We start from the raw sequence: 26,782 nt of genomic DNA, 5'->3' as shown, positions 1-26,782 counted from the left end.
AGGATTACGACATCATGGGGTTGACGTGTTCGTGGAACAAATCGGGATTTCCACGTAAAAAACTGCTCTGTGCTCATGGGAATACAAAAATCAGTCGATGAATACATGTGCATGAAGAGCATGTCACCATGTAATGATATGGATTTTTCGCGGATTTTTCCTATCTGGTGCAAGATTTCACCGGTGTGTTTACTGATCCCACGGGTCTTATTAAGACTGGTCCTGTTAAAGGTAGAAAAGCAACACAATATGTCATGGAAACCATTCTAGGAGTAAAGGGGGTACGATTATGCATTGGTTACGGGTTAACCCATTACACACTGAAGTCACCGGATCCCTAGATGTTCCTCCGTCAAAATATCATTTACACCGTGCCTTAATTCTCGCAGCACTTAGTCACGGGCACTCCGTCATTTCCGGTTCATCAACTGCCTTACACGTTCGCCATACCTTAAGAGCTCTACGAGATTTGGGGATCCCCATAGACAACGTGTCAGAGGGGTATCACGTTAAGGGGCAAGCGTTTTCTCCCCCAAGAGGTTATGTGAGAGTTGGCAGTTCCGGTTCCACCGCTCAATTTCTTCTCGCTCTGTGCTCCCTCTCGCCTCATCCCCTCACCATGATCGGTTCGCCCAATTTAAGTCGGCGTCCCCTCAAACCTCTACTCCAAGCCTTCTCACGATATGGCATTGCCTGGCAATCCCGTGGTTATTCATTGCCCGTAACCATCCTTCCAGGTGCCCCAAAAGGTGGAGACATTACCATTCCTGGACTGTTAAGTCAGTGGGCATCGAGTCTTCTTCTGGTATCACCGTTTGCTTCAAGGCCCACATCTTTACGCATCTCGCCGCCCGTTGCGGAAGAACCTTATGTGCAATTGACATGGCGCATGATGACCCTGTTCGGTTTAAAAGGTTCTGTTGATTGGGAGCGCCATGAGTTCATCATTGCCCCTCAGAGTCTTAAAGCCAGGGATTACCAGGCACCGCCAGATTTTTCGTCACTGGCGTTTCCACTCGCTTTTCTCGCCTTACATGGGGGAAGCCTTCAAATTCACTCCTACCGCGACTCCCAAGATCATCCCGAAGGCACCATTATTAAATTATTAGAGGACATTGGCCTCAAACTTCACAGACATGATGCAACCGACACTTTATGGGCTGAATCCGACGGACACATCCGACCCTTTTCGGTTAGTGTCCGCGATACACCCGATCTGCTTCCAGTATTGGCTGTTTTAGCAGCGGCAGCTTCCGGTCGCAGCGTCATCACCGACATCGAATCAAATCGGCATAAAGAATCGAACCGCGTATTAGCCATGTTGCAGCTAAGAAAAATGGGTGCACATATTGAAGAAATCGGCAACACCCTGGTCATTCATGGAGGTAAAAGGCTTCATCGAACCGAGTTATCGTCTTTCAATGATCATCGGGTATTAATGGCATTGGCTTTAGCGGCTAGTCACGCCGATGCTCCTTCACGGATTTCGCATGGGTATGCCTACCGCATTTCTTATCCTCAATTTCTTGATGTGATGCAGTCTTTAGGCCTTCAGGCCAACGTCGTGGACGAAGATTTTACAGATACCTTCAGAGACTCTATTGGGGAGGATCTGCAATCCACAAGGAGGCAAAATGTTGATGATTGTGCCGGAACGCCTTAATCAAGTCCCTGACGAACGACCCGCTATTTATTCCCCGGATACGGAGCACCCTCTTTCCTATGGTCAACTACGACAATGGGCCAAGGAAGTTTCCCAAGGACTCTTGTGCCGAGAAATCCAAGCGGGCGATGTCGTGATGTACCAGTTGCCCAACCACCGTGAGTTTGCAGTTTTAACCTTAGCATTGTGGAACATCGGTGCCATTCCTTGTCCTGTCCTGCCACAACTGAATCGCCACGAACTGCACTTCATCGCCCAAACAACAAAGACACGTTGTGTCATCGCATGGAAAACATGGCGCAAAACGGATTACCAAAAACTTTACCAGGTAGCTTTTGCTGAATTGCCTCATGTGCAGCAAATTTTTCTCGATCCAGAAAAGAAAGGGCAAATTTGGCACGATTTTGGTGGACTAGCCCATCGCGCTCCTCTGACCGACCTTCGTTGGGAAAGCGACTCTCCTGCCCAAATTCTATTCACATCTGGTACCACCGGGGTTCCCAAAGGTGTCGTTCACACTCACCGAACATTGGCTCAGGCCCTTCAAGCGCACACCGATTCCCTTCATCTTGGGGCTGATGATACCGTTTGGGTTCCCAGCCCCCTTGCCCATCAAACAGGGTTTCTCTATGGCATGATGTTAGCATGGTATTTAGGCAGTGCGGCGATTTATCAAGCCTGCTGGGATCCCCTTCACATCAAAGAGATCATGAGACGCTTCCAGCCCCGATTTATTCAGGCGGCTCTCCCATTTCTTCGAGATGTGTTAGATGTCACTCCAACAATCTCCTCCCTACGCTATTTTATTGTGACAGGGGCTCCGGTTCCTCGAGAATTAGCCGCGCAAGCCCGCCAGCGCCTTCAGTGCCATGTGTCAGGCGCTTGGGGTTCCACCGAGTGCTGTTTGGCAACGGTATCCACACCGGAAGATCCTCCCGAAAAAGGCTGGCAAACCGACGGAAAACCCTTACCCGGCACCCATCTTCGTATTGTTGATGATCAAGGACGCATCCGGGCAGCTGGGGAAGAAGGACGTTTACATGTGAAAACACCTTACACCTTTGTCACCTACCTGAACCAGCCTGAAGAACGAACGCGAAAGCTCAACGACGAAGGATTTTTTGATACTGGCGATATGGCATACCTGGATGCCGAGGGATTTTTGCATCTCACTGGACGTGTTCAGGACGCAATTAACCGGGGCGGAGAGAAGATTCCGGTAAAAGTCCTTGAAGACATGTTGTATACTCACCCCAAAATCGTGGATGCTGCGTTGTTTGGCATTTCTGACCCGCGTTTGGGAGAACGCATTGGCTTGGCATGTGTCATTGAGCCCCACAGCACATTGTCTTTAGAAGAAGTTACCGAGTTTTTAAGGGACAAGGGGATTGCCAAAATCTACTGGCCAGAACGTCTCTGGCTATTAGAATCCTTACCTCGCACAGCCAGCGGCAAGATTCAAAAATATGTGCTTAAGCAACAATTCACAGACACTCTGTCGACTAAAGGAGATTAAGAACAATGCATTCTGCAGATTATGAACAGTTGTCCCAACAGGTTCGTCACTTCGTCTTTCACCGGGCTCCAGAGTTGGCACGCGATATCGAGGATTTAGGAACGTGCGGTCCTGAAATATGGCAAGAATTGCGCCAAGAGGGATTCTTGCGTCTGGCAGCACCTCAGGAATATGGAGGAATAGGTCTCGATTTCATCCAGTATTTGCAGCTTTTAGAACTATTTTCGCAAATGCATGGATCTTTACGGATGATCGTCCATGTAAATAATGGGATCTGGCGGGCTTTGGCCAGACGGGCTACTAAAGAACAAGTTGAACGGTTCGTGCGGGCTCAAGTTGCCGGCGACATTGTCGTCGCCTTTACCTTAACCGAGCCGAACGCCGGAACCGGCACCGACATACAAACCACATGTTACAAAGATGGCAATACCTATTACGTCTCTGGAGAAAAATGGCTCATCACCTTTGGCGATACGGCCGATTGGTATCTATTGTTTGCTCGCTTGGCAAAATCCCAAGGCGATCATGGTACTATTGCCCTCATGGTGCCGCGCAATACGCCCCGTCTCATAGTAGAACCGATGCCACCTGCCATGGGATTGCGCGGCACCGGCCATGCCCATTTGATTTTGAACGATTGTCCTGTTGACGTCTCGTGTCGGTTAGGTGAAGAGGGAGAGGGCCTTGACATTGCCTTTCAAGGATTTTTGGAGCCAAGCCGGATAGGAATTGCCATGACCTGCGTGGGACTGGCGCAAAGAGCATGGGACTTGGCTGTAGCCCGTGCTCACGAACGGGTGACTTTTGGAAAACCCTTGATTAGTCGGCCTGTCATTCGAGAATGGCTCGCCGACATGGCCACAGATATTACCGCAGCGCGCCAACTGACATTATATGCGGCTAAAAAGTGGCAAACGCATCACCATGCGCCCGCCGAATCCTCGATGGCGAAACTATTTGGGAGTCAAATGTTGCAACGCGTGACCGATCTCGCCTTACAAATTCACGGGGGTGGAGGATATTTTCAAGGATCTGAAATCGAACGAATTTACCGCGATGCCCGGGCTCAACGCTTTGAAGAAGGAACAGCCGAAATCCAAAAAGTGACGATTGCCAAGGCTCTCTTGTCTTCACCCCTGCCGGCGACGGAGAATGCGAAGCCATGACCACCAGTCCCACGGGATTCGATCCCCTTGCCATCATAAACCAGCCTCTGACTATTGGACCCTTAGTGTTACCCCATCGCCTTGTCATGGGATCTATGCATTTGGGACTCGAAGGACACCGGCAGTTTCTGGACCGTTTAGGAACCTTCTATGGGGAACGTATCCGTGGCGGTGCCGCTCTTATTACCTTGGGTGGTGTTGCCGTCACCCAAGAGGGTGGAGGTCAAGACATGCTCGGCTTTTATGATTCAGACCATGTGGCTATGTTGGCTGAGCTTGTCGAACGCATCCACCGCTGTCACGGACTAGTGGGCGTGCAGCTCTTTCATGCCGGTCGCTATGCGAAAGAGGCGGAAACGGGACTAAAACCTCTCGCTCCAAGCTCCGTATATTGCTCGATGACGCGAAATACTCCACAGAGTATGACAGTGGAAGACATTGAACGCACCCTGGACGCCTTTGTGCATGCGGCACGCCAAGCGTATGATGCCGGATTTGATGCCATCGAAATCATGGGATCAGAGGGATATCTTCTCAATGAATTTTTAGCGCCTTTCACCAATCGCCGCGACGATGCCTTTGGTGGCGATGAAATACGCCGGCAACGTTTCCCATTAGCCGTCGCTCAGGGTATTGTCGATGCGGTTGGGGACAAAATTGCCGTAATCTACCGCATATCCGGAGAAGATTTTATTGAAGACGGCACTCCTTCAACCGCAACCATCCGGTTCGCCAAGGCGTTGCAAGATTCTGGTGTTCATGCCCTTAACGTCGGCGTAGGTTGGCATGAATCCTCTGTCCCTACTGTCGCTGCTATCGTGCCTCAAGGGGCATTCCAAGCCGTTTACTGGGCCCTTCGACATGCCGTCACCATTCCCATTATGGGCGCTAATCGCCTCAATACGCGGGAGATTATTCACCACGTACTGAACAACGGTTCAGTGGACGTGATTAGTGCAGCTCGTCCTTGGTTGGCCGATCCTCAATTTGGGAATAAAGTGCGAGGATTAGTCCCTCATCGTTTAAATGTATGCGTCGCATGTAACCAAGCCTGTTTGGATCACGTGCTGGCCAAAAATCCGAAACCCGTGTCTTGTCTTGTTAATCCGCGCTGTAGTCATGAAAATCGACCCATCCATAAAGTATCTCGCGTAAAGCGCATTGCTGTGGTCGGCAGCGGTCCCGCAGGACTTGAAGTGAGTCGCCGGGCCCGCGAACTCGGTCACGAGGTAGTTCTATTTGAACAACACGATGAAATTGGAGGGCAACTGGCACTCGCCGCAAAAATTCCCGGCAAGCAAGACTTTCACTATACTCTCGACTATTACCAAGCCGAACTTGACCGACTGGGCGTCTTGATCCGTACCAGCACCACCCCCGATGAAGCCACCTTGTTAAATTTTGATGTAGTCGTTCAAGCGACAGGATCCCAACCCCAGTGGCCATCATTTGCTCCCATCACTGATGAGCGTGTCGTCTCATTTATTGACATCCTAAAAGGAAAACGTCCGCTTAGTCGTCATGTCGTCATTGTGGGATCAGGAGGCGTAGGGATTGATGTCGCCATATTTACCGCGCATCATCACCATGGCCCCATCACCTTATTAAGCCGTTCGGGCATATTAGGGCGAAGTTTGGGACCTTCGACACGGTGGATTTGGATCCGAGAATTACGGGCCTTAGGGGTTCACGTCGTCGGTCCCTTTCAATCGTTAGCGGTGACCGATAAAGGAATCCGTTACGAAGAACCACTGGGGAAATTCCACGATGTTGACGCGGACCAGATTATTTTATGTGCGGGATCTATCCCCAATCCTTGGCCTTACTCCCTTCCGTCTCATATTCTCACACTCAGCATTGGCGCGGCCAACAACCCTGCCACGATTGATGCTAAGCATTCCTTTCGTCAAGGTTATTGGGCTGCACAACTCTTAGGACAGGTGAAGGAAGGCCCCTAGTATGGTGCATGATGGGATTAGTTTTCTATTTGGTTTCTCATTGTGGGTTAGTTAGTTATCTTATTCCTCTTATTTTTCTCAGAGAAAGGATGGATTGTTCATGCCCTTTAAAGAAATTGATTTCACCGGAAAAAAAGTTTGTATTACGGGAAGTTCCCGCGGCATTGGCCGCGCCACCGCCTTGGCAATGGCTGAGGCGGGGGCTGACGTGATTGTCCATTACCGCCGTGATCGCCAAAGTGCCGAAGCGGTTGTCGATCAAATTCGCACCATGGGTCGTGACGCCATTGCTTTCCGCGCGGATTTAGAAAATATCGAGGAGATTGACCAGCTCTTTGATGTGATTACCGAACGTTGGGGACATTTAGACGTTTTCATTGGAAATGCCGCCGCTACCGCATTCAAACCCCTTGAGTCTTTGACGCCTTATCATTTTGACCGCACATTCCATGTGGTTGTCACCAGCATTCTCAAAGCCGCACAGCGATGCCGCCCTCTCATGGAAGATAATCCCCATGGCGGCCGTATTATTGTCATTAGCAGTATGGGGTCTCGATTTGCCCTTCCGCGCTATGCGAGTTTAGGAACCAGCAAGGCTGCCTTAGAAAGCTTAGTGCGATACATCGCCATGGAACTCGGTCCTTTTCATATTACATGCAATGCCCTATCACCAGGAGTCGTGGATACGGACTCGGTCACTTTTTATGCTCAAGACACCGTGCAATCCTTTCACGATGATGTGAGTCGGCAAACACCTTTAGGGCAACTAGCCCGTCCTGAAGACATTGCCGACGCCATTATGTTATTAGCGACGGATCATGCCCGCTATATTACCGGGCAGACCATTGTGGTCGATGGAGGTTTAACCTTAACACCTCCCGGCTATGATGCCATTTCTCCTGAGTAGCCAAGACATCTCACACAATAGATAACGTAGACAAGGTAGACAAGGTAGACATCGTATTTTCAGATTATCAAGGCAGTCCAGTTGAGTGAGAGTCAAAAATTCCAAAGGCGGTGAATTTATGAATCAGCAACAAGATTTTCAAGTCATTCCCCAATACTTTGATAAGTGGGTGCACACCAAACCCGGCACCTTATATCTGGTGGACCACAGTTTAGAACGTGATGAAATCATATGGACCTACGAAACCTTCGCCGAGCGGGTTACAGCGGCCACCTCGGCCTTGTATCATGCCGGAATCAGAGCACACGATGTGGTCGCGGTGCAATTACCGAATAACTGGGAATTTGTCGCCTTAACCGTCGCCACATGGCAATTAGGAGCCGTGATTTGCCCTATTATGCCCATTTTCCGCGAACATGAAGTGCGGCAAATTCTCCAAAAGACTCATGCCAAACTGTTGGTGGTGCCCAAGAGTTTTCGCCACTTGACATTCACCGAAATGGCGCAGCATTTGGCTGATGAATTTCCTCATCTCACCATTTGGATGCGGGATGGACAAGATTTTCCGGCACTTGAACAAGTTCTCGATCAACATAAAAATGCCAAGGACGTTCCTCTTAGTCTGCCCGCGATAGATGACTTAGCGGAAATCGTCTTCACTTCGGGCACAACCGGTCGTCCTAAAGGGGTCATGCACTCGCATAGAACGTTGTTGACGGGCCTTTTATTGCAAAAGGATTTTTTGCATTTAGGTGATGGCGACGTCATTTTCATGCCATCCCCCTTTGCCCATCAAACAGGATTCCTCTATGGCGTCTTATTTCCTCTTCTTCTAGGAATCCCCGCGGTTTATCAAGATATTTGGGATCCCGACGTGGCCCTCTCGTTGCTCTCCCGCTGGCGCGTCACCTTTTCGATGGGAGCAACCCCATTTTTGAGTGACTTAACGAGCCGTTATCATCCCGGTCAACATGACTTGTCAGCCTTAAAGATTTTTATCAGTGCGGGTGCCCCCATTCCCCGAATTTTGGTAGAAAAAGCCCACACCCAGCTTGGCGTCCATGTTTTGGCCGGGTGGGGCATGTCAGAAAATTCCTTAGTGACACTGGTTCGGCCTGAAGACGAATTGGAGAAGACCTATACGACCGATGGGCGGCCTGTGCCCCACATGTCTTGCCGCATTGTCGACGAAGCAGGGGAAATTGTACCGCCAGGAACAGAAGGGGAGTTGGAAGTCAAAGGACCCCAAAACTTTCTGGGGTACTTCGATGACCCTGAGACGACGCAAAATCTATTTAAACCGGGAGGATGGCTTCGAACAGGCGATCTCGCCATCATGGATGACGAGGGGTATATTCGTATTACCGGACGCGCCCGCGATATGATTAACCGTGGTGGTGAAAAAATTCCCATTGCGGATGTCGAAGAATTATTATATCGCCATCCTGCCATCAAAGAAGCCGCACTCGTGGGCGTTCCCGACCCCCGTCTCGGCCAACGGGCCTGTGCTGTCGTGGTTTTGCAACCCGGAGCGCATTTGAGTTTGGCAGAACTCACCAGCTATCTCGACCGCTGCCGGTTAACCAAGCAATTTTGGCCCGAACGCCTCGAGATTATTGACGAAATGCCCAAAACCCCCAGTGGGAAAATCCAAAAGTTTCGGCTGCGTGAATGGATCCATGATGGCGCACCTAAAGAGATGCCGCATCGTTACGATTAAGGAAACAAATCATTTTAGCTAAAACTCGCAATGATTAGCGAAGCATTTTGGCCACCAAATCCAAACGCATTCACTTGCGCGGTCTTAACCGTCTTGGCCCGGGGCTCATGTAACACCACATCAAAGTTAACCTCCTCATCGAGCTCCCGGGTCCCTAAAGTCTCAGGAATCCGGCCTTCATGCATCGCTTTAACCGTGGCAATTACCGACATGGCGCCGGATGCTCCCATACTATGGCCAATATGCCCCTTAATCGAGGTAACAACGGGGTCGGCGTGCGCATACACTTGATTTAAGGCTCGAATTTCGGCCCGGTCGCCAACGGGGGTACTAGTTCCGTGAGCCATCACCAGATCAATATCCGAAGGTGAAAAACCACACGATTTTAAAGCGCGTTCCATTGCCATCGCTTCCCATATTCCTGACGGCTCGGGTGCTGTCACATGATAGGCATCAGCCAACGAGCTATAGCCATGAACATACGCCAAGATGGGCGCCTTACGGGCCTTAGCATGGATTAATGATTCAATGATCACGACGGCGGCTCCTTCGCCCATGACGAAACCGGTGCGGTGTTGATCAAAGGGCATGGAGGCTTCGTTTGCTCGCTCAGCTTGTGACAACGCATGGGCATGCCATAAACTCGCACTCACCACGGGAGTGAGAAGGTTTTCCATTCCTCCACAAATGGCCACATCTATGGCCCCGGATGTAATGAGTGACGTCGCCAGACCTATGCTATCAATGCTTGAGGCACACGCTGTGCTGAGCGTCAATTGGGGACCATGCAAATGATATTGCATCGCAATTTGAGACGCCGCCATGTTGGGAATGACCGCGGCCATCAGTCGCGCCGGCACCTTATGAACTCCCTGGCTCTCATAACGGCTTTGGGCATCCACGAGTTCTGGAACGCCGCCCATGGATGTCCCTAAAATGACACCGGTGCGTTGACTATCAAGTTCCCCTAACCCCGCATCACGCAGTGCATCATGGGCGGCTGCTAAAGCATATAAACTAAAACGGCTGGCATTACGCAAAACTTTCGGATCCTGGACAAATTGTTCGGGATGAAAATCATCTCCTACAGGAGATTGCCAGATCCGCAATGATTCGCCAGGAATAACCACCGGTTCTATCGCATGACGTCCTGCTAACAACTTAGACCAAAACTCATCAACGCTGAATCCTAACGAAGAAATTATCCCCAAACCGGTAATGGCACACGTGGGCATCGCTCTGTCCTTTCGATCCTATGACATGAAAATGGCAAATCATAATCCCATCATGAGCCAGAATCGTCTAAAGACTGATGCGTATTGTGATCCCTCTCGGAAGAAGCATCTGCTGATAACGAAGTTGAGCCGTGTAATTCTTGTTGGAAGGCTTTAATGCCTTTGGCTAAATCCGAACCCAAATGCGGCAGTCTTTTGGGACCAAATACTAAGAGGGCGACGACTAATAACAAGATAATGTGCATGGGAGCCAACAAATCGTCCATAATGGGTCGCTTCCTTTCGGTTCATTTCGGGTCCTTTAAATGTCTTTACGGTTCCGAAATCACAGACCACTACGATTGTTTCATACGCATCGACATCCCAAAAGAGGTCTCGAACACTGTCGTTCTTTCGTGTTCGTTACTCTCTTTCTATGTTGATTATACCGCCAATCCGTTGCTTAAAGTTGTCTTCGGTTAAAGGGAACTTATCCACAAAATGCTTTCGACAAATTGTGTTGCATTAAGAAACTTCTACCAACATCTTCACGGCGATAACATGGCTTAAACGCTTATAAGGCCTATATTTATTGAGATGTATGTAATTTCTGTTTTATCCGGTTTTTCCATTTATTTTCAATAGCATTTGTGTTGCCTAGAGGTTACAATCGTCATCGTTCGACAAATGTTGCGGATGCAAAATGTTTTTCCGGTCACAATCTGGCCAGAGACACACCACCCCAATCATTTGCTATGCACCACCATTTTTCAACAGGAGGCCATGATCGTTCATGCATATTTCTTGGTCGGACTTTGCTTTGCGTGACTTAAAACAATTTGATGCCTTTGAAGCCCAAGCCTTGAAGATCCAGTTAGAAGAGGTTCTGCAAACCTATCCCTGTCAGGAAGGAGAAAGCATCCGTATTCGTTATGATGATGAGTACGTGGTGATTTGCCACCGTTATGCATGGCCAAAAACGACATCCATCTTACGCATTCTCTACGAGCCATTAGAAATATGATCTTTTAGGCACAGGGCAGCAAACTAGCCTACAACTCCTTCATGCCTCTTTATGGCTCAGGTTCATAGGTGCAGCACGCGGGCATGTAACAACGCCAGATTCCATCTGGCGTTCATCATTTAACGATGGATCCCATAATCAGATCACCGCAAACGTTATTCCCGGTGGCGCATCACCTCAAAACGAAATCGATCGGTCACAAAATGATCCTGCGACCACAATATGGGCAGAGATTTCTGATTGGAATGCGCTTGACGCAAACGCAATAACGGGGTATTTTCCGCCACTTGCAAATAATGAGCCATGGTCCGGGTCGCCGGAGCCACATCAATTTCTGTCTGGGCAAAGATGACCACTTGTCCCCATTGCCGTTCCAAATATTGAAAAAGCGACTCATCAAGAAGCTGCGGGCTCTCCGGGGCGAACTCTTTGGGTAAAACATCAATGCAATATAATACTGGAACGCCATTGGCGGTCCGCACCCGGTGAATTTCCATGACCTCTTCCATCTCCCAAGCCTTAAATAATTCTCGTTCTTTGGGAGTCGGAGTTCGCGATATCATATCGATATAACTTGTGCCAGCTTGGTAGCCATGCCGCTCAATCCATTCGGTAATACTAATTAATGATTCAAGGCCGCCTGAAATCGTTTGAGATTCGGCGACAAACGTTCCAATCCCCCGTCTTTTAATTAAATACCCCTGCACACTAAGCAGGGAGACGGCTTCGCGAATCGTGGCACGGCTCACCGCAAAAAGTTTAGCCAATTCGTCTTCAGGGGGAATTTGATCGCCCGGTTCCCACTCTCGGCGGATAATCCGGGAGCGAATCGCTGAGGCCACTTGCATGGGCAAAGGCAGGCGCGCAGGTAAACTCGTCATATTTCTTTCCTTTCCGCTTCCGCTGCTGACCGTCATGCTCTTTCCGCGCCGGGTGTTTTGGGCCTTAACTCCGTGATCAGGTGCATGGTTGTCGGCACAGGACACACGCTTCGCTCTCCTTTTCCTTAACGCTGAAGTAATGGCTTTGCGACATTCCCTGGAAATGCTGGGGGGATTTGCCACAGGGCCATGAGTGTGGCTCCGATATCCCCAAGCCCCGAGCGGGACGAACCCACAGCCGGACGTAAACGGGGACCATAAACCAACCACGGTACCATTTCCCGGGTATGATCGGTACCAGTAAATGTGGGATCACATCCGTGATCCGCACTAATCCAGAGCTGGTCGTCCGGACCCAATCTCTTCCATAACTCAGGAAGAAAGGCATCGAGTTCTTGTAACGCCTGAGCATATCCTAACACATCACGACGGTGCCCAAAATGGGAGTCAAATTCGACCAAATTGGTGAAGATAAATTCATTGGCATCTATATTTTTGTCTAGTGCTGCTAACGTCTTTTCTAGTCCATCGTAGTTTGATCGAGTGACGAGGTGGCGAGAAAATCCCTGTCCCGAAAAAATATCTCCAATTTTGCCGATGGCCGTCGTCTGAATACCATGAGCCGCCAAGTGATCGATTACCGTTGGTCCAGGCGGTTTCACCGCAAAATCATGGCGCCTAGGCGTCCGGGCAAACTGTCCGGGCTTTCCGGTAAAGGGTCGTGCAATAATGCGTCCAATGCGGTACTGCTTTTCATCCAGCACATCCCGCAAGGTTTTACACCATTGATATAACAATTCTGGCGCAATAATTTCTTCATGTGCCGCAATTTGCAATACACTATCGGCTGAGGTATAGACAATAGGATAGCCGGTTTGTAAATGTGTGCGGCCAAGCCGATCAATAATTTCCGTGCCCGAAGCGACTTCATTGCCTAAGATGGGTCGTTTGATGACCTGTTTTAACAGGGTCAGGATGGGTTCAGGAAATCCCTGGGGAAATGTCTGAAAGGGTTCTTGAATGCGGATCCCCATCATTTCCCAATGACCGGCTAGCGTATCTTTGCCATTGGCTAGGGGAATGACCGGAAAAGAGATCCCTTGTAATGGCACAGCTTGATCGTTTGGCAAGGGGACCAAGCGGTGTAATCCCATAGCAGCTAGATGCGGCACAGAAAAATTCGGCGTGTAACGCGCTACATGGCCAATAGTATTGGCTCCCTCATCGCCAAAGCGGGCGGCATCCGGTGCCGCACCAATGCCCCCGGAATCGATAATAATCAATGTGATGCGCACAAGCTTTCTCCCCTTATTCCGAAATCTGCTGTCCTATACCGCAACCATTTAGAAATCCGGACGAACAGTCCCAAGCACTAAATGGGCATCGGTTTCGGTGGGCTCTCCCCAAGAAATCGCGGATTTCAGATTGCGAAGGGCCTCTTCGGCACTCTCTTTTGAGCGGGCAAATACCTCGGCCACCACCTCACCCGGTTCAAAACGGCGCCCGATCTTGGCATAGCACATCAACCCCACCGCCGGATCCACATGATCTTCTAAGCGGTGGCGCCCTGCTCCCAGATTTAACGCCACGTCCCCAATTTTCCGGGTATCCATAGCGCGTACGGTTCCCTCATCTTGTGCTTCCCACACTAAGACCACTGGTGCTAATGGCAAGCCTTTGGCCACGGCATGAAATTCTCCTCCTTGCGCGTCAATCCAGCGCCCAAACATATCCCATGCTTTCCCCTGATCAAGAACCGCTAGAACCTGTTTCCGCGCTTCCGTGAGGGACTCTTTTGTAACCAAATGCACGAGTTCGGTCGCGAGCGTCACAACTTCTTCATGGAGATCCTCAGGTCCTTGACCTTGAAGACATAAGGCTGCTTCATTGACTTCAATGGCATTGCCCACAGCAAATCCTAGCGGCTGATTCATCGTCGTTAATATTGCACTGACCCGGCGATGATGGTGTTGTCCGATTTTGACCATCAGTTGAGCTAATTGCATCGCCTCTTCCACATGGGCCATAAATGCCCCATTGCCCACTTTCACATCCAACACCAAATGCTTCGTCCCCGCCGCTAATTTTTTAGACATCACCGAAGAGGCAATCAAGGGAATGGAATCAACGGTACCCGTGACGTCACGCAAGGCATAAAGGCGCTTATCGGCGGGGGCGAGTTGGGCGGATTGAGCAACAACGGCGACGCCAATATTGTCTATTTGTTGCCGCAGTTCTTGGATGGTAAGTTCTGTGCGAAATCCCGGAATGCTTTCGAGCTTATCGAGGGTGCCACCCGTATGCCCAAGTCCTCGTCCCGACATCTTCGCCATGGGAAATCCTAAAGCCGCCATCACCGGGGCTAACACGAGCGTCGTCTTATCGCCCACGCCCCCCGTGGAATGCTTATCGACAATTCCTAAGGGTTCTAAAAGAGGGGCACCGGTAAATGCCATCGCACCGGTTAAAGCAAATATCTCGTCTTCGGTTAATCCGCGGCAATAGACTGCCATCAGCCAGGCTGCAAGCTGATAGTCAGGCCAAGACTGATCCACAATGCCGTTTACCAGATCTTGAATCTCCAAGGGAGTAAGCGCATGCCCATCGCGCGTTTTCATTATCAAAGGAATCATCATATCCCTCGCTTTGCGGTTATTCTTCCTGTAAAATGTCACGGGTGCGGCTCGCGCCAATGCGGTTAGCACCGGCAGCGACCATCGCCCATGCCTCTTCGCGGCTATGGATACCCCCAGCGGCTTTGACTCCAGTGCCTGCGCCCACAACCGAGCGAAGCAACTGCACATCTGCGACCGTAGCGCCTTTTTTGTCAAATCCCGTTGAGGTTTTCACAAAATCCGCTCCCGCAGCCACGCTGAGCAAGGCAGCCATGACCTTTTCCACATCGCTTAAAGCCTGCGATTCCACAATGACCTTTAAAATGATGGGAGCAGGAGCTGCTTGTCGCACCAATAAGATGTCGTCGAGCACATAGCGAAAGGCGCGGGCTTTTAACGCCCCTCGGTTGATGACCATATCAATTTCATCTGCTCCTTGCTCCATCGCCCACGTACTTTCATAAGCTTTAGCCGTCGACGCGCAAGCCCCTAAAGGAAAACCCACAACCGTTGCCAGCTTCACTGCCGTACCCGCTAAGACCTCATGGGCGGTTGGCACGAGCCAGGAGTTAATACAGACCGCATAAGTCTGCCATTTTAACGCGTCCTCACATAGCTGTCGAATCTGTTCAGGCGTGGCATCCGGGTTTAATAAAGTGTGATCAATGAAAGAAGCCAAATCATTGTTCGCGCTTTTCTTATCTGTCATATGAGGATAAAGGGACTGAATGGCTTGGATTCTCTCCCATTCTTCCTCATACAATACGGGCCGAATTTGTTGAACGGCATTGTCAATGAGTGTCATAAAAATCCCCTTTACATCTGGCTTCTTCGTAATTCTTTACAACACCTTAAGACATCAAAAGCTTTCATTACATCGTCACACCGTTTTTCCTGTACCGTTATTTCACAGTGAAAGCTTCCCAGTCTTTATAGACCATAACATCCTGCAGCTACGATAGCGGCAAAAATCCGCAACCAAAGAACGGGGTTTTACATGTGAGACCAGATAAGATTTCGCTCATCCATAAAAGGATGCCGGTTTCTTCGGGCGTCCACCGTTTTTCTCTGAGTACCGGATTTGTCTCAGCTATCTTGTTTCCTCCCAGTTATCGGTAGTGAACTGGCTTTATGCGGAGCGGTGGACATTCCCTGCCAAATTGAATGTACAGACAGTTGATGGTATCCTCTGACATCTGATGTCTTACTTATCATAATGCCAACTCATTAATGACACAACTCACTGAGAATCGAATTTGTTCATGCATTTTTCAGTTAATGATATATAATGACCATTTCCAGTACGAATCAACGCATTTCACCAAATTAAGGCGAAGGTGGAACGCCGTGGTCTTTCAAGTACAAATTTGGTGCATCTAAAAGTGAAAAAGCTTGGATATTTGCCTAAATGACAGTGTTGCGCAATTAGCTGGATGAAAAGCCTATACTTTTTCGGTTCAACATTTCTTGAAGCAAGGTTCCCACCAAATCTGTGCCGTGCCCCGCTAGCAATGTTGTCACGTTAGCAGGCAAAATGCGCTGAAACACATCAAAAACGGCCTGAACTTTCTGGATATCAGCTGGATCATTAAATCCTTCAGGGCAGACCCATAGATGCCCGTTTGGAGAGCCCATGGCTATATCACCGCTGACAACCACGTGGCACGGCAAGATCAAAGACATTTCATCCAAATAGGGAGCCTCTTCATTTTGCCATATGGGATAGGGTATTCGGCACCTGAGGGCAGAAATATTTCCTGGCAATCCATCGCCTTCTCCATAAAACTGCACATGGTGTAGGCCACTTTGATGTAGTGTTTCCGCTCTCGCCTGTTCGGGCACATAAACTGGACACTGAAAATATTCTGCCAAATACCGAGCTCCCCTGGTATGATCATGTGTCGTCAGAATAATGGCCTCAATGCCACCTAAAGTCCACAAATCACTCGGCAATGTGGGTGTCATGGGTGGATCGATCACGATTACGCGGTCATCTTGCTGTATTAAATGGCCAACCATCAGCCAGTGATCTTCCGGGTCCGGTGTTTCCCATCGCCAAATTTTTGGCAATACAGGTCGAAACATGGCCGTTTATTCTCCCTTTTTATCAGATGCGGTCCCGTTTGTTTTGTGCCAATAATACCATGCTTCAGAACTCGCTTCATGGAAATTAACTAAAATATTCCATTCTTTGCGGAAAGTAAGTAAAGTACGAGAAGACTAGAAGAAGTATCTTGCGCTCATCTTACAAAAGTGAAATTAAACTTCTTCTTTTCATGACAGAAATCATAACATCCGATGCCATATCAATCTGATGCCATATGGTGTACATGGGAAACATGTACATGGTCAGTGTGTGATCAAACAAATGAATCCTCGACCGTAATCATTGGCCTTGACGCCGAGGGCCCCTCAGCAGACCCCTTTATGGCTCGGGTTGCCATTTATGCGGTGGAATTGGACCATCATCGGGATGATGAACCATATGGGTAAAGTGTTCAGATTCCTGAACGATTTCACAAATGAACGCGTTAAGTTGTTCCCGCTGGTCTTGGAACCAAAATGTATTAATCGATTCTGGCACTTGAATGTCATCAAAACGTAATTGTTGAACTAGCGGGAGCCAATATCCTTCTCCTTCGGGCCATTGGGTCTCAAAAACCCTAATTATCTCTTTAGCTTGTTGTAAAAAGTTTTTAAGAGTTCTCCGATACTTTTTAATGCGGAGATATTCACTCTCCAGATAGCCCTCCCCGTTAAAGTAATTATAGAGTTTGTTAGAACCCATAGTGTTCTTCCTTCCCTTATCTGTGGCTCTAGATGCCTGACACTGACGTCCGAATAGAGTATACGTAAGTATGACAGCCTGGTACGCATTCAAACTGCCAGAGCCACGCAATGTGTTACACTTTATCCATGAACGTGCATATTGGGTCGCCCCCGGCAAAACGAACAACGCCAGTTTTGTCGTTGGGACTTGATTTTTCATTCTTGACAACAATATCAATGATGCAGTGTGGTGTTATCACGTCTTGCGAATTTAAATAACAAACGTTGGATGAAGCCATGTTATATAATGCCATGCATCTTGAGTGGCGCCAACTTTGCCGTCATCGGTAAACCACCAGGCATTCAGACGGTGCCTATGTGCAAAATCCGCAATTCCTGTAGTACCCTGTAGAAACAAAGCCTTGCTCCACACTTCAGCCCAGGTAGGCCTTTGGTGAGCAACAGTGACGCTGAGAAGGCCCTCCCCACCGGGTTCATGCGTCAAGGGATTAATGAGATGGTGAACATTTCTTCCCTGGTGGAACCACTGGTGAATGCGGATGGACGAGGTACACACCGCCATGGCAACAGGAAAGGTTAAGACCATTCCCATCTGATCGGACGCGACCGGATGCTCAACCCCTACCTGCCATCCCCCCGGCTCCGGAACAGAAGATCCTAGCATTTGCATGTCGCCGCCCGCATTCAGAAGCATGGGAGGAAGGGGTCGATTTATGGCCATAAAATAGCGGGTAATGAGTCGGGCGCCCCAAAATACCACTAAACTTTTTCCAATGCCTCCAAAATCTACGGGTGAATGTAACCGGACTTGACGTAATCGAGGTCTGCGTTCAAGCCACTGGGCTTCCGCATGGGACCCAAAGGGGATCTGAGCCCCCACATATCCTAATCGTTCAAGATCTATAATGACCCGGGGATCAAATAACCCTCCGGTGAGGCGCCAGGCACGATGACTCACCGCTAGGGCCGCATACAGCACGTCCGAAACGCTGACCCATTGTCCCAAGTTTCGGTTTAGCCAAACGGCTTCACTGTTCTCCTGAAACCGTGACAGTCGGCGTTCCACAGTCCGGAATAATATGCGCAAGTCATTTTCCAGTTGCTCCATGCCCTCGAAGGTGTCCCCATCGATAAGCCACTGGACCGGAGAGGCCATTTGTCGCCAGCATCTTTCAATCAACACAGACGCCTTCTCTCTGAATGAAGAACGTGATATTTTTCGAGAATTTACGGTTTGCCAGAGGCTCCGGTTACAGTATGGATGGTCGGCGGAGTCGTGGGCATCGCTGGCAAGCTTATGGGAGTTAGCTGATTAGACGATAATGCTGGGGAAAGTGGTAACAAATTAGTAACCGGAGAACCTGTCAGACGATCCATTTGTTCTACGGTGTGATTAATTGCTTTTTCGGTGGCTATAACTTGATTATTGGTTTGAGTTAATGCCTTCACGGCCGCATCATGTTGAGCCTTTTCAGCCCGACCTTTCGCTAATAACTCCGTCAATTGCTTGCGCAATTTCTCGGCCTGGTGTGCATCGGCTTCCCACGCTGCACGGATATTTTGCACATGGCGATCTTGTAAAGCAATTTGGGCAGAAACTTTCTGTGCCACCCAAATAAGAGGCACGGCGATGCTGGTCATTGTGATGACAGACATAGCCAGGACCGTACTCCACGGTGTTTTGTTACCTAAATAGGGGCCAGATAATTTAGTCGTCGGTTCCGCCATTGCTGTCATCGCTCCCGCCATTATCATCACTGGGCTTCCCGGATGCCCCTGTTACCGTATGCACGACAGGAGGCTGAGACACGGTCTGTGCTGCTCGTATTGCCGCTTTCACAGCACTTAACCGGGTTTGATCCGCGCTTTGAAGGGCTTGCAATTGGGCTAAGGTCTTCTGGGCCTGATTTAATTCGGCTTGCAAAGATGCAGTACTAGCGGTTATCTCCGCATCACGTTGAGAGGCCTGGCGGACCGCTGACTGTAGTGCCGTGTCTTCTTGCCGGGTTGTGACATCGGCATTGGCATACACCTGCTGGGACGGCACCGCTGGAGAAAGAGGGGGCGGCGCCGCACTCGCTGCCCAGTGAATTCCGAGCAGAGAAGCAACTGTACCAAGACTGGTTAATCCTCTTTTGCCCCAGATATTCATAATGTTCTCTCCTTAATCTTCACACGTTAAATTTCTTCTTTAAATGTCCTTCTTTTTCTCATGGATTTGCCGGTTCCCCGGGTACTCGACCACAGTCTTGGCATGAGTCATCCGGTCCATACCATAACGCAATATCACAGCCATCCCCACAAGTGCAGCGGATATTTCATAAAATAAGGCTAGTGCCCGCGTATCAGAACCGCTCCACAACCCATGAATAAGTACTAATACCCACATCAATAAGGCTCCCCGGTGAACCGTCATCCATTTGAGGCGTCCAAAATTTTGAGCGAGATAGGCTGACAAGGCAACTAAGACAAGCCCTTCCGCCGCAATCACGCCAAAGGCCACACCATAAGGACGATAATGGGAAAAACCCGGCACCAAAAGCCCCATCCACCCCACATGAGCATAGTGGTCTAATGCCAATGTCGTGCCATGTAAGGCAATTAAAGCTAGAACACTTAAGGCCAGTCCCCTGTGCCACATAAAAAACCGACGGTTGAGATGCCGTTTCCATATCGGATGACTCATCCCTATACCCATGATGACCACAACCGTTAAAAGGGCATATGCCCCAATTCCTGTGGCCCGTGCCAGCAACCACGTCCATAAGGGACGTAAGGCCGGATGAACCATAATCCAGCGATAGGCCAAAAATCCCAAAATACCCGCTAGCAGTTCCAACCAAACGATGGGACCCCACAATTTTGTTACCGATTTCATGTATTCTCCTCGCTGCCGCCTTTGTTGTGCTGCTCGATGTCTTGTTCATCCATAACACATGTTCTGAGGGAATAGAAGAGAGAATGACATCATTATTGTCACTAATGGTTCATTACCAAAAATGCATCATATTTTCTTTTAGTATAGGGAAGACACCTAAACAAAGCCAATATTAATCACTTTATTATATAGACACTAGGGATTGTATAGCATGCCGGATCAAAAAAGTACGGGCGTGTGAAGAAACAAAATCCGTTCATATGGGCGAAGGCAGTCCAAAAATTATTTTGGCTTCATGGTTATCATAACGCAGGGCACGACCACGTCAAACTCCTCAAAATATCAGCATGGTCATAATCATAGTTGCGGGAACATTTTTATAAGCCAGATGACGGCTCGAGGTTTATTACAGGTTAGATTAAACAATACGGCGAGCTGCAAGAGTGTCATTTATGTATTCACTCTTACACCTCGCCTCCTAGAGGTTATTGACCCTTTTCTTGTAAAGACGTTGCGGCTTGATTGTCCGGTCCGCCCCCTACACTTTGCACACCCGACTGTGCATTAGGGCCTGAGTTCACATTGGGACCAGACTGTACATCGGCACCCTTCTGATCATTCACGCCCTGATCGATGCCATCTGTCTCATTCGTATCCGCCGTCACCAGCGCCTTAGTCTGAGCTGGCACCACTTGAGACGGCAAAGAATGAGCACTCGCTATAGTTGTTGCAGCCCCAAGCAGTCCTGCTGTTGCGATAAGCCCTATCATCGGCTTGACATACCATATAGCCATGCATTGCCCTCCTTATTGTGGGAAAACCTTGTGGCTCCCACATCCACAGGGTATCCTTCCTGGTTAACACGAAAGTGAAGGGAACATGACAATCTCATGACAAAGCAAGCACAGTGCAGCGAAAGGATGTTGAAATCCTGATGGGGTGCGTTAACTCTCAATACGCCCTTATGACGCCAGTTGGGGTAAGACAATAGTAATTTGAGCCCCGCCTTGCGGACTGTTGGCGGCAAAAATGCGTCCTCCATGACGCTCTACTATAGTTCGGGCCAGCGCCAAACCCAAACCCGATCCCGGACTTTCCGTATGTTTCACAAAGGGATGAAAAAGATGCGGCAACAAATCGGCAGGAAATCCCGGTCCGTTATCTGTTAGCGTCAATATAACACGAGAGGTTGTGTCGTCTAATACCCAATGAATTCGCAATTGCGGACGGCCCCCGCCATATCGCCGGGCATTTTCCCCAAAGATATTCAATAGTTCGGCGAACATGTCCGGGTGAAAACGCACCGTGACGTTAGGTTGTCCATCCAATTCTACCGGGATCGTTTGTGACAGAACCCATGTTGCCAGGTAGGATTTCAGGACAATAGCCTCAGTTTTTAGGTCCTTTGCCTCGTCGGTTTCAGCCAATTTGAGAATCGCTTCAATAGTCCGGTGAAGCCGTTCGAGTTGTTCATGAATGACTTCGAGCCCTTCTGCGACCAAGTCCGGTTCGGATTGCCCCCAATTTCTTAACATATTGGCATAACCAATGGCTGTGGCAATAGGTGTCCGCAGTTGATGAGAGGCGTGGGCCACGACAAGCCTCTGGCGTTGAAAACTCTCGTCTAATTGATTGACCATGTGATTAAAGGCCTGGGCCAGGTCATACACTTCATCACGTGGTCCCTCAATATTCAAGCGCTGGGCCAAATCGTTGCCGGATCGAATTTGAGCCACCGCGTTTTTAAGCCAGCGAACCCGAGAATAGGATCGGTAGACCAACAAAGCACTCACCAAAGAAGCCAAGACTAAGGCCGTGATACCAACGACTAATAAGCCTTGTCCCACGGTTTGAATGGCATTTAATGTCCCCCGAAGTGATACCGCCGCCTCAATTTCACCAATTTTGTGTCCTTGTTGCCAAATCGGGGCCCAAGCAAGGACAACGCGACCACGGGGAAGGGTCATTAGAGGAGCTGACGATCCCCAAAGCGGTATATGAGCCCAATACAGCAACCGGGGCGACAAGGGTTGAATGGGCAAAATGGCTCTACCCAGATCGCTGGAACGTTGCACAATGTTGTTACCTTGGGACACTTGAAGATAAAGCGTGGACCGACCTTCAGCCGCAGCAATCATTCCCGGATCATTAAGGGATAGATGTTGTCCCTTGACCCCGCCGTTTGACGCTAACTGGGCCGATTGACGGGCTACAGTTTGTGCTTCCTCCTGCGCCTGCATCACCAAATGATGGCTGAGATTCAACACAAGACTGCCCCCTAGAAGACCAAACACAACCAGTAACGCGGCAATAAGAGAGACGGTGAGGCGACCAGCTAATCCCATTTTTTCTTACCCGTTTCGCAAAACATAGCCCACACCTCGAATGGTCTCAATGTCAACATCACTGCCTGCACGGCGTAATTTACGGCGCAATCGGCCCACACTTACATCAACCATGTTGCTCTCGCCCCGAAAATCGATACCCCAAACATGTTCCAGTAAGACCTCTCGGGTCTGCACCAATTTGTGATTGCGAACAAAATGCTCTAGCAGACGAAATTCCAGCGCACTGAGAGTCAAGGGCTTTCCCGCCACCTCTGCCCGGAATTCATCAATGACCAAGACGAGGTTCTTCATCACAAGTTTCTCGGCATCATGCTGCAGCATGTGGTTTCGGCGTGTCACCGCGCGAATTCGGGCGGTCAATTCTTCGAAATTCACCGGCTTAACGATATAATCGTCCCCACCCAGTTCGAGTCCTGCCACAATATCCGGAGTCTGTCCGCGAGCGGTCACCATAATGATGGGAATGGATGCCTGAAGCCGGATACGCCGGCAAATCTCAAAACCACTCAAATCGGGCAGCATCACATCCAACAAAATACAGTCATACTGATGTTCCACAAAATAGCGCAAGGCATCATGACCATTATGCACGACGTCGACCGAAAATCCCGCGTGACTGAGTTCTAATTGCATTAAACGCGCAAGCGAATTTTCATCTTCGACCACCAAGAGTTTCACTATTGTCCCCCTATGACGCGGCACTTGGGCTTCTAAATCCATCATACCGGAACGGGTCAAGCCGTCATGACATCTCAGGTTCCCTGAGTCCCTTTCATCATAGGCGCTACAAATACTTTGCCAGTCCCCCGTCCACATCGACAATGGTCCCTGTGACGTAAGATGCCCGTTGGGAGAGAAGAAAGACGACAACAGCCGCCACTTCTTCCGGCTCGCCAAACCGTCTTAAGGGAACATCAAATGCCTCACATAATTCCGCAAAAAATTCTGGGGTTTTCCCCTCCCATTGACCGGAATAGGCAAAGCCAATATTGACCGCATTGACTCGGATAAGACGAGGCGCGAGTTCTTTCGCTAAGGTTTTCGTGAATGACAAGCACGAAGCACGATTGACGCTGGACGCAAAAAAGCGAGGATCCGGCTGCTTGCCAAAGACGGCTGACATATTAATAATGCGTCCACCATCTGGCATCACCGGCAGAACCCGGCGTGCCATCCGCACCTGCGCCATCAGTTTAACATTGATATCGCGCTGCCAATCGTCATCGCTTAAGGTAGCAAAAGAGCCGGGATAGGCTTTTCCCGCATTATTGACGAGCATATCGACCTTTCCAAACCGCTCAGTCACTTCGGTAACAAAGGCATCAATGCTAGCGGGATCTGTCACATCCAGATAACGGCTCATCACATTCTTGGCATCTACGAGGTCCGGATCAAAATCCTCAGGATGGCGACTTCCCGTTGCAACCTTCACCCCTTCATCCAGTAGTTCTTTCACAATGGCTTGACCAACACCGCGCGATCCTCCGGTGACAATGGCCACTTGATCATGCAGTCCTAAATCCACGTCATCTCGCTCCCTTAAAGATAATGTTCGCACTTGGTAATTAATTTCCTGGTCTAACGACGATCCTTCGTCAGTCTTTGGGGCTTAATCAAAGGTCATGACTTTATGCGTGTTTTCGAGCATTTCCCGGTAACCCGAGCGCGGCGGGGCAAAAATGTCCAGAGCCAGGCACGCTTTGTCGTGAGTGATGGCTCCATGAGGCACATTCGGGGGCACAATATACACATCCCCTTTTCCAATCAATTTCCTCACGCCGTTAAGCTCAAATTCGTATTCCCCCTCTAAAACAAGACCGATTTGCTCTTCCGGATGGCTATGGATAGCGGCCACCGAATGGGGCTTCATATAGACAAAAGACAACAGAAGATTTTGGCCAAATACTCCTTTAAGCCCCACTCCTTCCGCTACGATGGAAATGGGGAGTTGATCAATATTGATGTATTGGGGTAGAAAATCTTCCAAGACCTCTACTACCCGATTTTGTGGTTGGGCAAAATATTTATTATCTTGAGACGATGTGTCATTGGCCATGTTTGGCTTCTCCTTCCTCGTGGGTTTGCAGTAATTGGCTAATCCGTTCTCCCGATGCTTTTAACAACGGCGCAAATTGAAAGGCTTGTTCGCGGGAAAAGCGCACCGTGGGACCTGAAATGGACACGCCCCCAATGGCGTCCCCACTGTGATCAAACACCGGCACTGCCACACAAAACACCCCATCAAAATATTCCTCGTTATCCAGGGTAAAGCCGCGGTGCCTGGCGACTTCTAATTCGGCCTTCAATTCAATCAGGTCGGTAATGGAATGAGAGGTTCTTTTCTCAAGGCTCAGATGTTCAAGGAGACCTGGTTGATACGCCAGGACTGCTTTGCCGAGCGCACTACAATTAAGCGGAATGCGCTGTCCGACGGACACCACAAAAGACAAAGCATGATCAGAGACCGCACGCTCCACATACTCCATTTCATCTTGCACGAGCATGGCCAAGTTGACCGTTTCTCCCGTTTTCTTCTGCAAATCTTCTAAGACATGGCGAATGCTTTCCCGAACTCCGGTTAACAAAAATCCTTTCATCCCTAGCTTATAGAGTCCATGCTGGGTCTCTGTCACGTAGCCATGGCGTTCTAAAGCTTGTAATAAACGGTGCGTGGTTGACGAAGGCAAAAAAGTCTCTTCCGCAATTTTATGCAAGCGGGCTTCTTTAACCCGGATGAGGTAGTCTAATAATTGAAGACCTCGTTCTAAGGCCCGCAGTGATGGCATGCGGGATTCTTCTTGTTGTGGTGCCATGACCTCCCCCTTCTTCATTCCCCCCTGACATTTCAAGACCAATTCGGTAAAATGAAATCTATATTCCATTTCTTAAGATAACTTCGTCATCTCAGCAAAAATTCCTTCTTGACCTGGATAGATTGCCAAAAATTCTTGGAAATGCCCGAACAGGCAGGAAACCAGAGGGAACTAAACGAATTCATTTTGTCAAAATTGAACGTGTAGGAGGATCGCCATGTGCGAAATGTTAGCCGTTTCATCCCCTGATTTTATCAATATATCAGAACTCTTGGCATGGGCCAGGAACCTCGAAGAACTAGGCGTTGCAGGTTATGGCTGGGGTATGGCCTGGGTTGATGAGATGGGGCTTCACCGGTATAGGTCTTTATATGGCTTACGGAACGATCCCTATGCGGACGATGCACTTAGGGCGGTTAAGACGCGCCGTACGTTTATTCACTTAAGACGGCCGAGCCTGATGACGACACAAAGTCCCCTTAATGCCCAGCCCTATTGCGATCCTCTGAGAACCTATGCATTTGCCCACAACGGCTTCTTAAGTCGTCATAAGGCCTACCGGCAAGAATTTGCCGGACAGTTAGAAGGAACATCCGACAGTGAAGTTGGCTATTATTATTGGCTCCAGCAAATGCAACAAGGCCGCACCATCACCGAGGCTCTTATTGACACCCACCAGCATTTAGAAGGACGGGCGAATTTCATGGCATTAACATCACAGGGAAGATTGGCCGTCTATGCGGGCAATGAAGAAAATCCGTGTTACCTTTTCCGCATCGCCTCCATGCAACTGGTGACAACCAGCTTACATAGTCTCGATGATTATGTATTCGAGGTGATTTTTCCCCAGGCAACATCCATCGAACCAATTCCTTATGCAAAGGCCATGGAAATCTCATAAGTCCGTTAATCTATGACCATCTGAATATAATCACTGAAGGGGCCACCTGGATACTGGGTCCCTTCATGATATAGTTTTATATGTTGTAATAGCACGTGTTGATAAACAGGATTGCCACACCGCATACAAGGATGAAAGTCTGACGAATCGATCTTTTTCCGGAACCCTTGCTGAACGACCTTGGAATGGCTAAAAAAGAGCGAGAAGCGTAAGACTCCCACTGCAAGCCTGCCTTAGGAGGCTTTGCAGTGGGAGTTATTTTCAATAACTGGGCATAGCCACCCAAGTTCTTCTATTGTGATCTGTATAGGTTGGCTATGCCAGTTCCTGTAACAAGACGGTTGCGAAATCAATCTGCAACATCCGCCAATGAAAGGTTAGTGCCTTT

26 protein-coding genes are annotated in these 26,782 nt (G+C 49.2%); 8 read left to right on the top strand and 18 right to left on the bottom strand.

Annotated elements, in window-relative coordinates; translation table 11 throughout:
• Positions 1-289: 289 nt before the first annotated feature.
• The 6 genes from AOA63_RS12190 to AOA63_RS12165 all read left to right on the top strand — a co-directional run bounded on the left by AOA63_RS12190 (position 290) and on the right by AOA63_RS12165 (position 8,930).
• Positions 290-1,663: a 3-phosphoshikimate 1-carboxyvinyltransferase gene (locus AOA63_RS12190; RefSeq protein WP_053959950.1), complete on the top strand. Its 1,374-nt coding sequence runs from the start codon at positions 290-292 to the stop codon at positions 1,661-1,663.
• Complete coding sequence (locus tag AOA63_RS12185; protein WP_053959949.1) at positions 1,641-3,179, top strand: AMP-binding protein; 1,539 nt, start codon at positions 1,641-1,643, stop codon at positions 3,177-3,179. The genes AOA63_RS12190 and AOA63_RS12185 overlap by 23 nt, the downstream gene beginning before the upstream one ends.
• 5 nt (positions 3,180-3,184) lie before the next feature.
• Positions 3,185-4,345, top strand: coding sequence for an acyl-CoA dehydrogenase family protein (locus tag AOA63_RS12180; RefSeq protein ID WP_053959948.1), 1,161 nt, complete (start codon positions 3,185-3,187; stop codon positions 4,343-4,345).
• Complete coding sequence (locus tag AOA63_RS12175; RefSeq protein WP_053959947.1) at positions 4,342-6,303, top strand: FAD-dependent oxidoreductase; 1,962 nt, start codon at positions 4,342-4,344, stop codon at positions 6,301-6,303. The genes AOA63_RS12180 and AOA63_RS12175 overlap by 4 nt, the downstream gene beginning before the upstream one ends.
• Before the next feature lie 100 nt (positions 6,304-6,403).
• Positions 6,404-7,210 (top strand): SDR family oxidoreductase, encoded by an 807-nt coding sequence (locus AOA63_RS12170; protein ID WP_053959946.1) that lies wholly within the window; start codon positions 6,404-6,406, stop codon positions 7,208-7,210.
• 118 nt (positions 7,211-7,328) lie between these two features.
• The gene (locus AOA63_RS12165) at positions 7,329-8,930 is read left to right on the top strand and encodes an AMP-binding protein (RefSeq protein ID WP_053959945.1); all 1,602 of its coding nucleotides are present in this window, start codon (positions 7,329-7,331) and stop codon (positions 8,928-8,930) included.
• Positions 8,931-8,944: 14 nt separating this feature from the next.
• On the opposite strand, the gene AOA63_RS12160 is transcribed toward AOA63_RS12165, so the two are convergent.
• Together AOA63_RS12160 and tatA are read right to left on the bottom strand one after the other, a co-directional pair.
• On the bottom strand, positions 8,945-10,165 hold the full coding sequence (locus AOA63_RS12160) for a beta-ketoacyl-[acyl-carrier-protein] synthase family protein (RefSeq protein ID WP_053959944.1): 1,221 nt from the start codon (positions 10,163-10,165) through the stop codon (positions 8,945-8,947).
• Between the two features lie 50 nt (positions 10,166-10,215).
• The gene (gene tatA / locus AOA63_RS12155) at positions 10,216-10,431 is read right to left on the bottom strand and encodes a twin-arginine translocase TatA/TatE family subunit (RefSeq protein ID WP_082343943.1); all 216 of its coding nucleotides are present in this window, start codon (positions 10,429-10,431) and stop codon (positions 10,216-10,218) included.
• A gap of 506 nt (positions 10,432-10,937) precedes the next feature.
• On the opposite strand from tatA, the gene AOA63_RS12150 reads away from it, so the two are divergent.
• Positions 10,938-11,168 (top strand): hypothetical protein, encoded by a 231-nt coding sequence (locus AOA63_RS12150; protein ID WP_053959942.1) that lies wholly within the window; start codon positions 10,938-10,940, stop codon positions 11,166-11,168.
• Between the two features lie 155 nt (positions 11,169-11,323).
• Here AOA63_RS12150 and AOA63_RS12145 read toward each other — a convergent pair whose 3' ends face one another.
• From AOA63_RS12145 to AOA63_RS12070, 16 genes are all read right to left on the bottom strand, one after another.
• Positions 11,324-12,049 carry a GntR family transcriptional regulator gene (locus tag AOA63_RS12145; RefSeq protein WP_053960691.1) on the bottom strand — a complete coding sequence of 242 codons (726 nt, stop codon included), beginning with the start codon at positions 12,047-12,049 and terminating at the stop codon, positions 11,324-11,326.
• A gap of 125 nt (positions 12,050-12,174) precedes the next feature.
• The gene (locus tag AOA63_RS12140) at positions 12,175-13,344 is read right to left on the bottom strand and encodes a phosphopentomutase (RefSeq protein ID WP_053959941.1); all 1,170 of its coding nucleotides are present in this window, start codon (positions 13,342-13,344) and stop codon (positions 12,175-12,177) included.
• A 48-nt stretch (positions 13,345-13,392) separates the two neighbouring features.
• The gene (locus tag AOA63_RS12135) at positions 13,393-14,667 is read right to left on the bottom strand and encodes a thymidine phosphorylase (RefSeq protein ID WP_242848326.1); all 1,275 of its coding nucleotides are present in this window, start codon (positions 14,665-14,667) and stop codon (positions 13,393-13,395) included.
• 34 nt (positions 14,668-14,701) lie between these two features.
• Positions 14,702-15,469 carry a deoxyribose-phosphate aldolase gene (gene deoC, locus AOA63_RS12130; RefSeq protein ID WP_082343942.1) on the bottom strand — a complete coding sequence of 256 codons (768 nt, stop codon included), beginning with the start codon at positions 15,467-15,469 and terminating at the stop codon, positions 14,702-14,704.
• A gap of 620 nt (positions 15,470-16,089) precedes the next feature.
• Complete coding sequence (locus AOA63_RS12125; RefSeq protein ID WP_053959940.1) at positions 16,090-16,749, bottom strand: MBL fold metallo-hydrolase; 660 nt, start codon at positions 16,747-16,749, stop codon at positions 16,090-16,092.
• A 340-nt stretch (positions 16,750-17,089) separates the two neighbouring features.
• The gene (locus AOA63_RS12120) at positions 17,090-17,452 is read right to left on the bottom strand and encodes a hypothetical protein (protein ID WP_053959939.1); all 363 of its coding nucleotides are present in this window, start codon (positions 17,450-17,452) and stop codon (positions 17,090-17,092) included.
• Positions 17,453-17,704: 252 nt separating this feature from the next.
• Entirely contained in the window at positions 17,705-18,610 is a 906-nt protein-coding gene (locus AOA63_RS12115; RefSeq protein ID WP_053960688.1) for an FAD:protein FMN transferase, read from the bottom strand.
• Positions 18,611-18,681: 71 nt separating this feature from the next.
• Positions 18,682-19,209, bottom strand: coding sequence for a hypothetical protein (locus AOA63_RS12110; RefSeq protein ID WP_139061594.1), 528 nt, complete (start codon positions 19,207-19,209; stop codon positions 18,682-18,684).
• The gene (locus AOA63_RS12105; protein WP_053959937.1) at positions 19,163-19,606 is read right to left on the bottom strand and encodes a hypothetical protein; all 444 of its coding nucleotides are present in this window, start codon (positions 19,604-19,606) and stop codon (positions 19,163-19,165) included. The genes AOA63_RS12110 and AOA63_RS12105 overlap by 47 nt, the downstream gene beginning before the upstream one ends.
• Positions 19,607-19,645: 39 nt before the next feature.
• Positions 19,646-20,332, bottom strand: coding sequence for a hypothetical protein (locus AOA63_RS12100; RefSeq protein WP_053959936.1), 687 nt, complete (start codon positions 20,330-20,332; stop codon positions 19,646-19,648).
• Positions 20,333-20,817: 485 nt separating this feature from the next.
• Positions 20,818-21,126 carry a hypothetical protein gene (locus AOA63_RS12095; protein ID WP_053959935.1) on the bottom strand — a complete coding sequence of 103 codons (309 nt, stop codon included), beginning with the start codon at positions 21,124-21,126 and terminating at the stop codon, positions 20,818-20,820.
• A gap of 168 nt (positions 21,127-21,294) precedes the next feature.
• Positions 21,295-22,677, bottom strand: coding sequence for a sensor histidine kinase (locus AOA63_RS12090; RefSeq protein WP_053959934.1), 1,383 nt, complete (start codon positions 22,675-22,677; stop codon positions 21,295-21,297).
• 6 nt (positions 22,678-22,683) lie between these two features.
• Positions 22,684-23,358, bottom strand: coding sequence for a response regulator transcription factor (locus AOA63_RS12085; RefSeq protein ID WP_053959933.1), 675 nt, complete (start codon positions 23,356-23,358; stop codon positions 22,684-22,686).
• Positions 23,359-23,464: 106 nt separating this feature from the next.
• Positions 23,465-24,238: an SDR family NAD(P)-dependent oxidoreductase gene (locus tag AOA63_RS12080; RefSeq protein ID WP_206742828.1), complete on the bottom strand. Its 774-nt coding sequence runs from the start codon at positions 24,236-24,238 to the stop codon at positions 23,465-23,467.
• Positions 24,239-24,289: 51 nt separating this feature from the next.
• Positions 24,290-24,736, bottom strand: a complete 447-nt coding sequence (locus AOA63_RS12075; RefSeq protein ID WP_053959931.1) for a cupin domain-containing protein — start codon at positions 24,734-24,736, stop codon at positions 24,290-24,292.
• Positions 24,726-25,493 carry an IclR family transcriptional regulator gene (locus AOA63_RS12070; protein WP_053959930.1) on the bottom strand — a complete coding sequence of 256 codons (768 nt, stop codon included), beginning with the start codon at positions 25,491-25,493 and terminating at the stop codon, positions 24,726-24,728. The genes AOA63_RS12075 and AOA63_RS12070 overlap by 11 nt, the downstream gene beginning before the upstream one ends.
• 217 nt (positions 25,494-25,710) lie before the next feature.
• Here AOA63_RS12070 and AOA63_RS12065 point away from each other — a divergent pair, with 217 nt between their 5' ends.
• Positions 25,711-26,394, top strand: coding sequence for a class II glutamine amidotransferase (locus tag AOA63_RS12065; protein WP_053959929.1), 684 nt, complete (start codon positions 25,711-25,713; stop codon positions 26,392-26,394).
• The last annotated feature ends 388 nt before the right edge of the window (positions 26,395-26,782 follow it).

Origin of the sequence: Sulfobacillus thermosulfidooxidans, from assembly GCF_001280565.1 — a bacterium.
In the GTDB taxonomy this organism is placed as follows: domain Bacteria; phylum Bacillota; class Sulfobacillia; order Sulfobacillales; family Sulfobacillaceae; genus Sulfobacillus; species Sulfobacillus thermosulfidooxidans_A.
Note: the sequence above shows the minus strand (reverse complement) of the source record. Positions and strands in the feature narration are given on the sequence as shown.